The following is a 13,623-nucleotide window of genomic DNA, read 5'->3' as shown; positions in this document are numbered from 1 at the left end:
CGGCGTTCGCGGGGAGGACCTCGACGGTGGTGTCGGCGCGGTCGGCGGCGATGAAGCGGATGCGGCCCGCGGGGATGTCCAGGACGGCGGAGACGGGGGCGGCGGTGGCGAACTTCTGCATCGTTCTTCTCTTTCTCCAGTGGCGGGCACTCAGACGGCCCGCCGTTTCTGATGAACGAAAAGCTACGTTGCATTCACAGACCTGGCAACGACCTCGTTGCGCACTGACGATGTTTATCCAGCTCACAGCAGGTATTTCATTGCAATGGTTTTGATTTCAATGCAACGTTTCCCCTCTGTGGCGTTGCAATGAACAAGAGTGAACGCCACGCCGGGCGATGCAGTCCGGCATCTGACCTTCCGTCAGATTGGAACGTGTTCTAGTCTGCCGCGCATGGGCATCGGAATCACGCAACAGCAGCGCGAGCTGGCCGAGGCGGTGCGCGGATGGGTCGCGCGGGCCGTGCCTCGCGAAGAGGTGCGCAAGCTGCTCGACACCCCGCCGCAGACCGGGACGCGGCCCGCCTACTGGGACGCGATGACCGCCCAGGGCCTGCTGGAACCGCACCTGGACGGCGGGACCCTGCTCGACCTGGCCGTCGTCGTCGAGGAGGCGGCCCGGGCCGCGCTGCCCGGGGCGTACCTGCCGAGCGCGCTGGCCTCCGTACTGCTGGCGCGGACCGGTGCCGAGCCCCTCGCCGGGCGGGTCGGGGCGGTCGCGCTGGGGCCCGGGACCCTGACCGCCGTGGCCGTCGAGGGCGGCGGGTACCTGCTCGACGGACTTGCGCCGCCCGTGCTCGGCGCCGGCGAGGCCGACCTCGTCCTGCTCGCGGCCGAAGCCGTGCACGGCACCCGGTGGTTCGCCGTCGACGCCGCCGCGCTGGACATCCGTACGCACGAGAGCGCGGACCCGACCCGCCCCACCGCCGAGGTCCGGGCGCGCGGGGTCGCCACCGCGCCCGACCGGCTGCTGGAGCTGGACGCGGCGCTGGTGCGCGACCTGGCCTGCACCCTCTTCGCCGCCGACGCCTGCGGCACCGCCGCCTGGACCCTGCACACTGCCGCCGAATACGCCAAGGTGCGCGAGCAGTTCGGCCGGCCCATCGGACGGTTCCAGGGCGTCAAGCACCTGTGCGCCGACATGCTGGTCCGGCTGGAACAGGCCCGGGCACTGGCCTGGGACGCCGCGCAGGCCATGGACGAACCCGCCGACGTGCGCTCGCTCGTGGCCGCACTCGCCGCCGGGAGCGCCCTGGACGCCGCGTACTCCTGCGCCAAGGACTGCATCCAGATCCTCGGCGGGATCGGCTTCACCTGGGAGCACGACGCCCACATCCACCTCCGGCGAGCGCTCGTCGCCCGCCAGCTGCTGGGGTCCGGCGACGGACACCGCCTGCGGGCCGTACGGCTCGCCGCGGGCGGGGCGCGGCGCGAGCTGCGCCTGGAACTGCCGGCGGAGGCCGAGGCGTACCGGGCGAAGGCCCGGACCGCCATCGAGGACGCGCGCGGGCTCGACCCGGCCGCCGCCCGTCGGATCCTGGCCCCCACCGGCTACGCGGCCCCCTACCTGCCGCCCCCGTACGGGCTCGGCGCGGGCCCCGTCGAGCAGCTCGTCGTCCAGCAGGAACTGGCCGCGGCCGGGGTCAAGGTCGCCGACCTCGGGATCGCCACCTGGGTCGTGCCCTCCCTGCTCGCCTACGGCACGCAGGCGCAGCGGGACGCCTACGTCCTGCCGACCCTGCGCGGGGACCTCACCTGGTGCCAGCTCTTCTCGGAGCCGGGGGCGGGCTCCGACCTGGCCTCGCTGCGGACGAAGGCCGAGCGGGCCGGAGACGGCACCTGGAGGGTCAACGGACAAAAAGTGTGGACGAGTTCCGCGCACAGCGCCGACCTCGGGATCCTGCTGGCCCGCACCGACCCGGACGCACCCAAGCACAAGGGGCTCGGCTACTTCGTCGTCGACATGAAGAACACCCCCGGCATCGACGTCCGGCCGCTGAAGGAGATCACCGGCGAGGCCCTCTTCAACGAGGTCTGGTTCGACGACGTGGAACTCCCGGCGGACGCCCTGGTCGGCGCCGCCGACGGCGGCTGGAAGGTCGCCCGCAACACCCTCGGCAACGAACGGGTCCACATGGCCGACCAGATGACCTTCGACACTCCCCCTGGGCCTGGCGGCCCGGGAGGTACCCCCAGCCTGGAAGCGCTCCTCGCCCAAGCCGCCGACCTCGACGGGACGTACAGGGCGCGGATCGGCGCCCTCGCCGCCGAGGCGCACGCCCTGGCCTGCATCGGGCTGCGCACCACCCTCCAACAGGTCTCCGGACTGGAGCCGGGCGCGGGCGCGTCCGTACGCAAACTCGTCCAGACCCCGCACCAGCAGCGGACCGCCGAGCTCGCGCTCGAACTGCTGGGACCAGCGGGCGCCGTACGGGAGGGCGCGGGGGAGCGGGCGGTGCACGGCATGCTCATGTCCCGCTGCCTGACCATCGCCGGGGGCACCACGCAGGTCCAGCTCAACGTCGTCGCCGAGCGGATTCTCGGCCTCCCCAGGGACTAAGGGACTAGGAGTCATCGGGCATGAAGTCGCGAAAGTCGTACATCGTGGGCGTCGGCATGACGAAGTTCGAGAAGCCGGAGTCGCGGGACTGGCAGTACTGGGACATGGCGAAGGAGGCCGGGACCGCCGCGCTCGCCGACGCGGGCGTGGACTACGGGCTGGTCGAACAGGTCCCGGTGGGCTACTGCTTCCAGGCCTCCACGGCCGGCCAGCGGGCCGCGTACGAGCTGGGGCTGAGCGGCGTCCCGGTCTACAACGTCAACAACAACTGCGCCACGGGCTCGACGGCACTGATGATGGCGCGGCAGTTCGTGGAGGGCGGACTGAACGACTGCGTGCTGGCGCTGGGCTTCGAGAAGATGAAGCGCGGAGCGCTGGGCGGCGGGGCGGACGGCGGCGCCCGCGGCGGAGCCGCCAATGATTTCGGCAAGACCTCCCCGGTGGCCCGCCACTACGGGATCATGGCGGCCGGCCACGGCTTCGAGATGTCCCCGCCGACCGCGCAGATCTTCGGCAACGCGGCGCGGGAACACATGGAGCGGTACGGGACCACGGCCGCGCAGCTCGCGGCGGTCGGCGCGAAGAACCACCGGCACTCGGCGAACAACCCGAACGCGCAGTTCCAGGACGTGTACTCGGTGGAGGAGATCCTGGCGGCGAAGGAGATCCACGCGCCGCTGACGAAGCTCCAGTGCTCGCCGACCTCGGACGGGGCCGCGGCGGCACTGGTGGTGTCGGAACGGTTCGTGGTGGCGCACGGGCTGCACGACAAGGCGGTGGAGATCGTCGCCCAGGCGATGACCACGGACACGGAGGAGTCGTTCGCGTCGGGCTCGTGCATCGACGTGGTCGGCAAGCCCATGACCGCGGCGGCGGCGCGGCGGGTGTACGAGGACTCGGGGCTCGGCATCGAGGACGTGGACGTGGTGGAACTGCACGACTGCTTCTCGATCAACGAGCTGCTGACGTACGAGGCGCTGGGCATGTGCGGGGACGGCGCCGCCGGGAAGCTGGTGGAGTCGGGTGCGACCACGTACGGGGGGCGGTGGGTGGTGAACCCCTCCGGGGGGCTGATCTCCAAAGGGCATCCGCTCGGCGCGACGGGGCTGGCGCAGGCGGCGGAGCTGGTGTGGCAGCTGCGGGGTCAGGCCGGTGCCCGGCAGGTCCCCGGCGCCCGGGTCGGCCTGGCGCACAACATCGGCCTGGGCGGCGCGGCGGTGGTGACGTTGCTCCGCAGGTGACGGGCGATTTCAGCCCCGCCGGCGTTTGAGGCGCGGGGTCCGGGGCGGAGCCCCGATCTTTCGGCCGCGCCCCCCGCAGCGGCGCCGCACCCGCGCAGCTGCGCGACGGTCACAGCCGGAAGACGCCCCGCCAGGTCCACCCCGCCGCGAGAACGGCTTCGCGGAGGGGGGCCTTCACCGCCGCCGAGCTGAAGCCGGACTCCGGGACCATGCGGCGGCGGCCGTTCGGGCCCCTTTCGAACGTCCACTGTTGGGAGAACGAGTTGACCGGGCCGCGGATGCGCTTCAGGTTCCCGCCGTCGAACGACCGCTCGCCCGGCTCCAGGCGCTCCCACCGTTCGTCGAGCGTGCGCACCTCGCGGGCCCGCGCGTCCAGGCGCAGCAGGGTGTGGCCCCGTACGGGGTGCGGGCCGCCCCGCGGGAGCCGCCACACCGCCACCAGCTGGGCGCCCTCCTTCGCGGTGCCCTCGCGCAGGAAGAACGGCGCGTCCGGGCCGTCGAGCGCCAGCAGCGCGGCCCGGACCTCCGCGGCGGAGCGGGGCGCCGTGCCGGGGGCGGGGCGCCGGGTGCCGGTCAGCTTGTCGAAGAGGCCCATCGGGCCAGCCTACGAAGTCCCGGCTCCCGGCGGCACGGCGCACCTCCCCGCCCGCCACCCGGCCCCCTACCGGGCCGGTCTCAGTTCGCAGCGGCCGTCCACGCACTCCCGGCGGAGCCGGCCCCGGGAGACGGTCTCGGCCAGGCCGATCGCCCAGCACATCGGGCAGCCGCGCAGGGCGACCAGGCCGACCGGGGCGAGGAGCAGGGTGGCCGGGCCGAAGACCGGGAGGAGGGCGAAGGCCGCGATCAGCGCGCCGAAGCCCACCGCGCCGCGCGCCAGGTGCCGCAGCACGGACGCGCTCGCGAAACCGGAGCCCGAGGCGGAGCCCGAGGCGGACACGGACGAAGGGGCGTCAGTGAAGGGCACGGGTGTCTCCCAAGGAGTGCTGAACGGCCGCGCGGGCCCGGTGGAGCCGCGACTTCATCGCGGCTGTGCTGAGACCGAGGGACTCGGCGGCCATCCGCCCGCTGTAGCCCTGGACGTCCCGCATGATCAGTACGCGCCGCTGGTCCGCCGGCAGCGCGGCGATGGCCTCCGCCACCCGCCCCGCCTCCAGCCGCTGCAGCACCTCGTCCTCGGCCGACATCACGGCGGTCTCCGGCAGCGGCGCACGCTCCCGCGGCACCAGCCGGGCCCGGCGCAGGCACTCGTTGCGGACGATGCGGAACATCCACGAGGCCAGGGCGCCGGAAGCACGCAGCATGCCGATCCTCCGGTAGAGGATGATCAGCGCCTCCTGAGCCGCGTCCTCGGCGTCCTCGCGCGACGCGCACAGCGAGTGCGCGAAGCGCCGCACGTTCGGGTGCGATCCGGTGACCAGGGCGGTGAGCGAGTCGAGGTCACCGCCCTGCGCGGCGACGATCAGCGCCTCATCGGGCCAGTCCGTGCGGTCAGCCACGGGTCCGGCCCCGTCCACGGCGACGCAGTACGAGGACGCACGTGCAGAGCAGGACGAGCGCACCGGCACCCACGAGAACAGCGGTCACGACAACCTCCGGGTCATGTGCCGACCTTGGCATCGGCACGTACACACAAGAGGCGCGACCCCCGGATAAGGATTCACCCCAGGGCCGGATCGACCACCGTCTCGCCCATCGAGGCGCGGCGGATCGAGTCCGCCAGGTCCTCGACCGGGCCGTCGCGCAGGATCAGGCCCGCCGCCCCGGCGTCGAGCGCGGAGGCGGCCAGGCCGGGGTGCGCCGAGCCCGTCAGGACGAGGACCCGGCACTCCGGATCCTCCGCCAGCAGGGCCGTCACGGCCGTGACCTCCTCGACCAGCGCCACCGCCGGGCGGGCCGTCAGGTCCCGCACGACCTCGATGTCCGGCACGAGGCCGAGCTGGAGCGCGAGGGCCGGGTTCTGCGGATCGAGCAGGACCCGCAGGGCGCGGGCCTGACGGTGTTCCACGGGCATTTCGTCCACCGGGAAAGCATATCTGACGCGAAGTCAGGAGTCTTTCCGGCTGGTCTTCCCAACTGCGGGGGCGTGCGTTATACATTCCCTCACCGGCCGGTCCTAGAACGCGTTCTAGAACCGGCCCCGTTTACGACCTCGGTGCGGCCGACGGTGCGGACGGCCGCACCGAGGTCTTCCAGGGCAGCGACATTCCAACGACAGGGAGCCGCATCCTCATGCCGATCGATGCCGCCAGGGCCCTCGCCGCCGACCCCCGCCAGGGGAACATCGGCTGGGACCACAAGGACATCCAGCTCTACCACCTCGGCCTCGGCGCGGGCCTGCCGGCCACGGACCCGGACGAACTGCGCTACACCCTCGAATCCAAACTCCACGTCCTCCCCAGCTTCGCGACCGTCGCCGGCGCCGGCATGGCCATGATGGGCGGCCTCGCCGCCCCCGGGATCGACGTCAACCTCGCCCACGTCCTGCACGGCGGCCAGTCCATCGAGCTGCACCGGCCCATCCCCGTCAAGGGCGACGCCACCTCCTCCGCCAAGGTCGCCGCCCTGTACGACAAGGGCAAGGCGGCCGTGATCGTGCTGCGCACCGAGGTCGCGGACGCCGACGGGCCGCTGTGGACCAGCGACGCGCAGATCTTCGTACGGGGAGAGGGCGGCTTCGGCGGTGAGCGCGGCCCCTCCGTCAAGGAGGAGCTGCCGGGCCGCGCCCCCGACCGGGTCGAGGAGCGGCACATCCGCGAGGACCAGGCGCTCCTCTACCGCCTCTCCGGCGACTGGAACCCCCTGCACGCCGACCCCGAGTTCGCCAAGCTGGCCGGCTTCGACCAGCCCATCCTGCACGGCCTGTGCTCGTACGGGATGACCCTCAAGGCCGTCGTCGACACGGCGCTCGGCGGGGACGTCTCCCGGGTCCGCGCCTACCGCACGCGCTTCGCCGGGATCGTCTTCCCGGGCGAGACGCTCCGCATCCGGATGTGGCAGGAGCCCGCCCGCGTCCTGGTCTCGGTGACCGCCGTCGAACGGGACGACGCGCCGGTCCTCGCCGACACCGTCGTCGAACACTCGTAGTCGTACGCCCTTTAAGGAGCCGCACCGTGCGCGCAGCACTGCAGAGCGAGATCGGCCAGGACAAGCTCGAAGTCGTCGACGACATGGAGGCCGTGGGCTTCGGCCCCGGCAAGGTCAGGATCCGCATCAAGGCCACCGGCCTGTGCCACTCCGACCTCTCCGCGATGAGCGGCGTACTGCCCCAGCCCGCCCCCTTCATCCCCGGCCACGAGGGCTCCGGCGTGATCACCGACGTCGGCGACGGGGTCACCAGCCACAAGATCGGCGACCGCGTCCTCGTCTGCTGGCTGCCGCCGTGCGGGCACTGTCCCTCCTGCAACCGCGGCCAGGGGCACCTGTGCCTGGAGGCCTTCGGGAACGTCGCCACCCCCAACTTCAAGCGGGCGGCCAGCGACATCTTCGGCTTCGCCGGCACCGGCACCTTCTCCGAGGAGATGGTCGTACCGGCCGCCTGCGCCATCCCGATCCCCGACGACCTGCCCTTCGACATCGCGGCGCTGATCGGCTGCGGCGTCACCACCGGGCTCGGCGCGGCCATCAACACCGCCAAGGTGGAGGCCGGCTCCGCGGTCGCCGTCATCGGCTGCGGCGGCGTCGGCATATCCGTCATCCAGGGCGCCAAGGTCCAGGGCGCCGCCCAGATCATCGCCGTGGACCCGGTCCGGTCGCGGCGCGAGGCGGCGCTGCGGTTCGGCGCCACCGAGGCGGTCTCCCCCGAGGAGTTCGCCGACGCCAAGAACCGGATCACGGCCGGCGAGGGCTTCGACTACGTCTTCGAGGTCGTCGGCAAGTCCGCGACCGCGCAGAAGGCGTACGAGATGACGCGCCGCGGCGGCTCCGTCGTCATCGTCGGCGCGGGCGCCCTCGACGACAACTTCCAGATCAACATGTTCTCGCTGTTCTTCGACGAGAAGAAGATCCTCCCGTCGATGTACGGCGGCGGCGACGTGCTCCGCTCCTACGAGCGCACCATCGCGCTCTGGCGGGCCGGCCGCATCGACCTGGAGAACCTGATCACCCACCGGGTGAGCCTCGCCGAGATCAACGAGGCCCTCGACCAGATGCGCACGGGCGTCGCCTTGCGCACCTGCATCGAACTCTGACCCGTTCTGCCGATTCCGAGGGGAACCGTACGGATGTCACTGCCACTTGAGGGACTCTCCGCCATCGTCACGGGCGCGGGCCGCGGGCTCGGCCGGGCCGAGGCGATCGAGCTCGCACGGCTCGGCGCGAGCGTGGTCGTCAACGACTTCGGGCAACCCGGACGGGACGGCTCCGGGGAGGCCTCGGCCGCCCCGGCGGAGGAGGTCGCCGCGGAGATCCGCGCGGGGGGCGGCCGGGCGGTGGCGCACCTGGGCGACGTGGCCGACTTCGAGCAGGCGCGCGAGCTGGTCGAGCTGGCCGTGAGCAGCTTCGGGAAGCTCGACATCCTGGTCAACAACGCGGGCATCCTGCGCGACCGGATGGTCTTCTCGATGTCGGAGGAGGAATGGGACGCGGTGATCCGGGTCCACCTCAAGGGCCACTTCAACACCACGCACTTCGCCTCCGTGCACTGGCGCGAGCGGTCGAAGGCGGCGGGCGGCCCGGTCTACGGCCGGATCGTCAACACCTCCTCCGAGGCCTTCCTCGGCGGCTCGGCCGGCCAGCCCAACTACGCGGCGGCCAAGGGCGGCATCGTGGGCCTGACCACCTCGACCGCCCTGGCGCTCGCCAAGTACGGGGTGACGGCCAACGCCATCTGCCCGCGCGCCCGCACCCGGATGACCGAGGACGTCTTCGCCGGCTTCGAGGTCCCGGAGGAGGGCAAGCTGGACGCCCTCGCCCCCGAGCACGTCTCCCCGCTCGTCGGCTACCTGGCCTCGCCCGCCGCCGCCAAGGCCAACGGCCAGCTGTTCGTCGTACACGGCGGCATCGTCGTCGTCATGGAACGACCGAAGGTGGCCGCCAAGTTCGACACGGGCAAGGAGGCCTTCTCCTACGAGGAGCTCGACGAGGTCCTGACCCCGCACTACGACTCCCGCCCGGCGAACGAGACCTTCGCCGCGACGGAGGTCCTGGGGCTCAAGCACGCCTGACCGGGAACGCCACGGGCCGCCGGCCACCAGCCGCCGGCCACCAGCCGCCGGCCGCCGCCGCGCCCGCCCTACCGCCCCGACAGCGGAGCCTGCTGGAGGGGCACCGGGCGGGGCGGAGCCGGCGGCGGATCCAGCCGGACCGGCGGGGGAGGAGACACGGGCAGCGTCAGGCCGAGGATCCCGCACGGCACGTCCGGCGTCGCGCACGGCAGGTGCAGGCGGCCCTGCGGACTCCACAGCCCCGCACCGCCGAGCCAGCCGGCCGGGGCGGCCAGCCGGAACACGTGACGGTCGGCAGGACGCCACAGGGCGATGTCCCCCTCGGGCAGCCGCAACGCCACCCCGCAGGTCTCCGGCATCAGGGCCTGGCCCGGCTGTACGGCGAAGGGGAGCGCCTCCCCGAGCCGCAGGCACTCCGGGAAGCGCACCGGACGCGAGCTGCCCAGCACCCCCCAGCCCAGGCGCGGTTCGCCCGGGGCGTCGGAGCGGATCAGCAGCAACCCGCTGTCCGGGTCCGCCAGCAGCAGCCGGTCGTCACTGTCCTCGGTGATCTGCAGCAGCGGGGAGACCTCGCCGCGCCCCAGGTCCACGGCGACGGCCTTGGTCGTGCCCTCCAGCTCACGGTCCAGGGCCAGCAGCCGGCCCACCCGGTCCAGCCACACACCGCCGGAGCACCGCCCCGGGATCCGGGCGACCGGCTGCGGCCCGAAGGAGCACCCGGCCACCTGCCACACCGTGGTCACCCCGTCCGCCGAGGCCAGCGCGAAGGCGTCGGAGCCCTCCGGGGACGGCGGGAGCAGCCGCACCCGTACGCCCTCCTCCGCGTCCACCGCGCCCAGCTGGAGCTCCCCGGTGCGCGGCCCGGCCGCCGCGCCCGTCGGGTACAGCAGCGCGAAGGCGTGCCGCTCCGCGACCCGCCGGTGGATCAGCACCCGCCCGTCGGTCAGCGGCAGCACCTCGCTGTCGGCCTCCTCGGGCTGCGAGAGCGGCAGCGGAACCGCGTACGGCTCGGGCCCGGCCAGGGTCCAGCGCTCCACGAAGCGCGCCTCCCCCTCCCCGGCAAGCCGGGCGGCGTACGACCCGTCCGCCGCGATCGTGAACGGGGCCATGGTCGTCATTTCGATGGCACAGACAGACATCCGTGCGTCACCTCCGGAGGGGAAGCTAGTTTTCGGGCTTCCCGGTGAACAACACGACCAGGGCGGCTTCACACATACGGGTGTCCGGGTGGCGATTCGTTTGTGGTGGACGAGGCGATTGTGCTGTGCGATATCGGGGCGTTTGGGGTGGGGCGACGTCAAGTGCCTTACCGGATGCTCGGTCGGCCCTCCGCCCCCACCCCCCCAGGTTTGTACCTCGGCCTCGGCGTGACCGCCGCCGACAAGGTCCTCGACGACCTGCGCGGTTTCCTGGTCAAGTAGTACGGGCAGGTCGTGGTGACGGGGACGGTAGCCTTGGCCCGTGCCCCGTCTCTCTGAAGTCATCGCCGCGCTGGACGCTCTCTGGCCCCCCTCGCGGGCCGAGCAGTGGGATGCCGTCGGAACCGTCTGCGGCGACCCCGAAGCCGAGGTCAGCCGGGTCCTGTTCGCCGTGGACCCCGTCCAGGTGATCGCCGACGAGGCGGTGAAGCTGGGCGCCGACCTGATCGTCACCCACCATCCCCTCTATCTGCGGGGCACCACCACCGTCGAGGCCGGCACCTTCAAGGGCCGCGTCGTGCACACGCTGATCAAGAACGACATCGCGCTGCACGTCGCCCACACCAACGCCGACACCGCCGACCCGGGCGTCTCCGACGCCCTCGCCGGCGCGCTCGACCTGCGGATCACCGGCCCGCTGGTGCCCGACCCGACCGACCCCGAGGGCCGCCGCGGCCTCGGCCGGCTCTGCGAACTGGACCACCCCGAGACCCTGCGCGAGTTCGCGGCCCGCGCCGCCGCCTGGCTGCCGCAGACCGCGCAGGGCATCCGCTTCGCGGGCGACCCGGACGCCCTCATCCGTACCGTCGCCGTCAGCGGAGGCTCCGGCGACAGCCTCTTCGAGCAGGTCAGGGCCGCGGGCGTGGACGCCTTCCTGACCGCCGACCTGCGCCACCACCCGGTGTCCGAGGCCCGCGAGCAGAGCCCGCTCGCCCTCGTCGACGCCGCCCACTGGGCCACCGAGTGGCCCTGGTGCGAGCAGGCCGCCGCGCAGCTCGACGCGATCTCCGAGCGCAAGGGCTGGGGTCTGCGCACCCATGTCTCGCGCACGGTCACCGACCCCTGGACGGCGCACGCGCCGTCCGTCACACACCCTTCTATCCCTGGAGCCCCCAACTGAACGCCGAGCCCGCCGACCAGATCCGACTTCTCGACGTCCAGGCGCTGGACGTCCGGCTGTCTCAGCTCACCCACAAGCGCAAGTCGCTGCCCGAGCACGCCGAGCTCGACTCGCTCACCAAGGACCTGACGCAGCAGCGCGACCTGCTCGTCGCCGCCCAGACCCAGGCGAGCGACACCGCGCGCGAGCAGACCAAGGCCGAGCAGGACGTCGACCAGGTGCGCCAGCGCGCCGTCCGCGACCAGCAGCGGCTGGACTCCGGCGTCGGCATCTCGGCCCGGGACTTGGCGAACCTGCAGAGCGAGGTCGTCTCCCTCGCCAAGCGCCAGGGCGACCTGGAGGACGTGGTCCTGGAGGTCATGGAGCGCCTGGAGGCCGCGACGGAGCGCGTCACCGAGCTCACCGAGCGCGTCTCCGCCCTGGAGGCCAAGGTGGCGGACGCCACCGAGCGCCGGGACACGGCCACCGCCGAGATCGACGCCGAGGCCGCGAAGGTCACCAAGGACCGCGAGGTGATCGTCACGTCCATGCCGGCGGACCTGATGGCCCTGTACGAGAAGATCCGCGTCAAGCAGGGCGGGGTCGGCGCCGCGCGCCTGTACCAGCGCCGCTGCGAGGGCTGCCGGCTGGAGCTCGACATGGCCGAGGTGAACGAGATCAAGGCCGCGCCCCGCGACCAGGTCGTACGTCACGAGAACTGCGGCCGCATCCTGGTCCGTACGGCGGACTCGGGCATCTGATGCCGGGGCTCGGCGGGTTCGTCGTGGAGGCGGACGGCGGCTCCCGGGGCAACCCGGGACCCGCCGGCTACGGCGCCGTCGTCCTCGACCCGGCGACGGGCGAGACGCTCGCCGAGCGCGCGGAGTACATCGGCGTCGCGACGAACAACGTGGCGGAGTACAAGGGCCTGATCGCCGGGCTCAAGGCGGCCCGCGAGCTCGCGCCGGGCGCGCAGGTCCTGGTGCGGATGGACTCCAAGCTCGTCGTCGAGCAGATGTCGGGCCGCTGGAAGATCAAGCACCCGGACATGAAGCCCCTGGCGGCGGAGGCGGCGAAGATCCTTCCGCGTGCCCAGGTCACGTACGAGTGGATCCCGCGCGAGAAGAACAAGCACGCGGACCGGCTCGCCAACGAGGCGATGGACGCGGGCAGGCTCGGCAGGCAGTGGGAGCCGTCCGGCTCCACGGCCGCGCTGGACGCCTCGGCGGCCCGGTCCCTGGCGGGGCCCGTGCCGTCCGGCCCGCCCGGTGACGCCGCGGCGGGCGCCGCGGCCGTCCGGGCCGCCCTCGCCGCCGGAGCCGGTACGGCGTCCCGCGGTGCGGTCTCCGGCGTTACGGCGTCCCGCGGTGCGGCCTCCGGCGGTGCGGCCTCCGGGGTTACGGCCTCCCGCGATGCGGCCGAGCCGGCTCCGGCTGCCGCCGACACGCTCTTCGTCCCGGACGGGACGCGCGTCGCCGACAGGGCTCCTGCGGCTGCGACTGCGGCTGCGACTGCGGCTGCGGCCGACGCGCCCGCCCGGGGCCAGGGCTGGGGCCCGGACATGGGTGCGCCGGCCACCTTCGTGCTGCTGCGGCACGGGGAGACCGCGCTCACCCCGCAGAAGCGCTTCTCCGGCAGCGGGGGGTCCGACCCCGAGCTGTCCCCGGCCGGCCGCCGCCAGGCCGCCGCCGTGGCCGAGGCACTCGCCGCCCGCGGCACCGTCCAGACGGTCATCAGTTCCCCGCTGCGCCGCTGCCGCGAGACCGCGCAGGGTGTCGCCGACCGCCTCGGTCTGACCGTGACGGTCGAGGACGGTCTGCGCGAGGTGGACTTCGGTGCCTGGGAGGGCCTGACCTTCGCCGAGGTGCAGGAGCGCTTCCCGGACGACCTCCAGGCCTGGCTGGACTCCCCGAGGGCGGCCCCCACGGGCGGCGGCGAGAGCTTCGCGGCCGCCACCCGCCGGATCTCGGCCACGCGCGACAGGCTGCTGGCCGCGCACGCGGGCCGTACGGTCCTGCTCGTCACCCACGTGACCCCGGTCAAGATCCTCGTCCGCCTCGCGCTGGGCGCCCCGCCCGAAGCGCTGTTCCGCATGGAACTCTCGGCGGCCTCCCTCTCGGCCGTCGCCTACTACGCCGACGGCAACGCCTCGGTCCGCCTCCTGAACGACACGTCGCACTTGCGGTGACCCCTGCCGTAGCCCCTGCGGGGTGGCCCGGACGGTTTCGGCGTGCCCGAGCGCGGGTTGGCTGCGCCGCCGGTTGGCTGCGCCGCTTGGGCGGGGTCGGGCGGGGGCCGGTTGTGCGGGTTGGCTGCGCCGCTCGGGCGGGGTCGGGTGGGGGCCGGTTGTGCCGGGGGCGGG

General features: G+C 73.1%; 13 protein-coding genes. 8 read left to right on the top strand and 5 right to left on the bottom strand.

What is annotated here, in order from left to right; genetic code table 11:
- Positions 1-394 precede the first annotated feature (394 nt).
- Together IF88_RS0138790 and IF88_RS0138785 are read left to right on the top strand one after the other, a co-directional pair.
- Positions 395-2,560: an acyl-CoA dehydrogenase gene (locus IF88_RS0138790; RefSeq protein ID WP_030723934.1), complete on the top strand. Its 2,166-nt coding sequence runs from the start codon at positions 395-397 to the stop codon at positions 2,558-2,560.
- Between the two features lie 20 nt (positions 2,561-2,580).
- Positions 2,581-3,801, top strand: coding sequence for a lipid-transfer protein (locus tag IF88_RS0138785; RefSeq protein WP_030723932.1), 1,221 nt, complete (start codon positions 2,581-2,583; stop codon positions 3,799-3,801).
- A gap of 109 nt (positions 3,802-3,910) precedes the next feature.
- On the opposite strand, the gene IF88_RS0138780 is transcribed toward IF88_RS0138785, so the two are convergent.
- The 4 genes from IF88_RS0138780 to IF88_RS0138765 form a co-directional block, all read right to left on the bottom strand.
- Positions 3,911-4,396 carry a hypothetical protein gene (locus IF88_RS0138780; protein ID WP_030723929.1) on the bottom strand — a complete coding sequence of 162 codons (486 nt, stop codon included), beginning with the start codon at positions 4,394-4,396 and terminating at the stop codon, positions 3,911-3,913.
- A 66-nt stretch (positions 4,397-4,462) separates the two neighbouring features.
- Positions 4,463-4,765 (bottom strand): hypothetical protein, encoded by a 303-nt coding sequence (locus IF88_RS0138775; protein WP_030723926.1) that lies wholly within the window; start codon positions 4,763-4,765, stop codon positions 4,463-4,465.
- A complete protein-coding gene (locus IF88_RS0138770) occupies positions 4,752-5,297 on the bottom strand; it encodes an RNA polymerase sigma factor (RefSeq protein ID WP_030723924.1) in 546 nt (181 codons plus the stop codon). The genes IF88_RS0138775 and IF88_RS0138770 overlap by 14 nt, the downstream gene beginning before the upstream one ends.
- 161 nt (positions 5,298-5,458) lie before the next feature.
- Positions 5,459-5,812, bottom strand: a complete 354-nt coding sequence (locus IF88_RS0138765; protein WP_234323866.1) for a DNA-binding response regulator — start codon at positions 5,810-5,812, stop codon at positions 5,459-5,461.
- Between the two features lie 218 nt (positions 5,813-6,030).
- Between IF88_RS0138765 and IF88_RS0138760 the strand changes: the two genes are divergently transcribed.
- Genes IF88_RS0138760 through IF88_RS0138750 form a run of 3 tightly spaced genes read left to right on the top strand, consistent with a single transcriptional unit; the run spans position 6,031 to position 8,963 of the window.
- Entirely contained in the window at positions 6,031-6,885 is an 855-nt protein-coding gene (locus IF88_RS0138760; protein ID WP_030723918.1) for a MaoC/PaaZ C-terminal domain-containing protein, read from the top strand.
- A 26-nt stretch (positions 6,886-6,911) separates the two neighbouring features.
- On the top strand, positions 6,912-7,988 hold the full coding sequence (locus tag IF88_RS0138755; protein ID WP_030723916.1) for a Zn-dependent alcohol dehydrogenase: 1,077 nt from the start codon (positions 6,912-6,914) through the stop codon (positions 7,986-7,988).
- 33 nt (positions 7,989-8,021) lie between these two features.
- Positions 8,022-8,963 carry a 3-oxoacyl-ACP reductase gene (locus IF88_RS0138750; RefSeq protein ID WP_030723913.1) on the top strand — a complete coding sequence of 314 codons (942 nt, stop codon included), beginning with the start codon at positions 8,022-8,024 and terminating at the stop codon, positions 8,961-8,963.
- Positions 8,964-9,031: 68 nt separating this feature from the next.
- Here the strand turns inward: IF88_RS0138750 and IF88_RS0138745 are convergent, their stop codons facing one another.
- Entirely contained in the window at positions 9,032-10,102 is a 1,071-nt protein-coding gene (locus IF88_RS0138745) for a hypothetical protein (protein ID WP_030723907.1), read from the bottom strand.
- 322 nt (positions 10,103-10,424) lie between these two features.
- Here IF88_RS0138745 and IF88_RS0138735 point away from each other — a divergent pair, with 322 nt between their 5' ends.
- From IF88_RS0138735 to IF88_RS0138725, 3 genes are read left to right on the top strand one after another with little or no spacing between them, the layout of a single operon-like run.
- Positions 10,425-11,282 carry a Nif3-like dinuclear metal center hexameric protein gene (locus tag IF88_RS0138735; RefSeq protein WP_037808685.1) on the top strand — a complete coding sequence of 286 codons (858 nt, stop codon included), beginning with the start codon at positions 10,425-10,427 and terminating at the stop codon, positions 11,280-11,282.
- Positions 11,279-12,022 carry a zinc ribbon domain-containing protein gene (locus IF88_RS0138730; RefSeq protein ID WP_199808205.1) on the top strand — a complete coding sequence of 248 codons (744 nt, stop codon included), beginning with the start codon at positions 11,279-11,281 and terminating at the stop codon, positions 12,020-12,022. The genes IF88_RS0138735 and IF88_RS0138730 overlap by 4 nt, the downstream gene beginning before the upstream one ends.
- Positions 12,022-13,449, top strand: coding sequence for a bifunctional RNase H/acid phosphatase (locus IF88_RS0138725; RefSeq protein ID WP_030723897.1), 1,428 nt, complete (start codon positions 12,022-12,024; stop codon positions 13,447-13,449). Before IF88_RS0138730 ends, IF88_RS0138725 begins: the two co-directional genes overlap by 1 nt.
- The last annotated feature ends 174 nt before the right edge of the window (positions 13,450-13,623 follow it).

The sequence above is a fragment of the Streptomyces sp. NRRL F-2580 genome (genome assembly GCF_000720115.1).
Lineage (GTDB): Bacteria > Actinomycetota > Actinomycetes > Streptomycetales > Streptomycetaceae > Streptomyces.
This window is presented reverse-complemented; position numbering and strand designations above follow the sequence as displayed.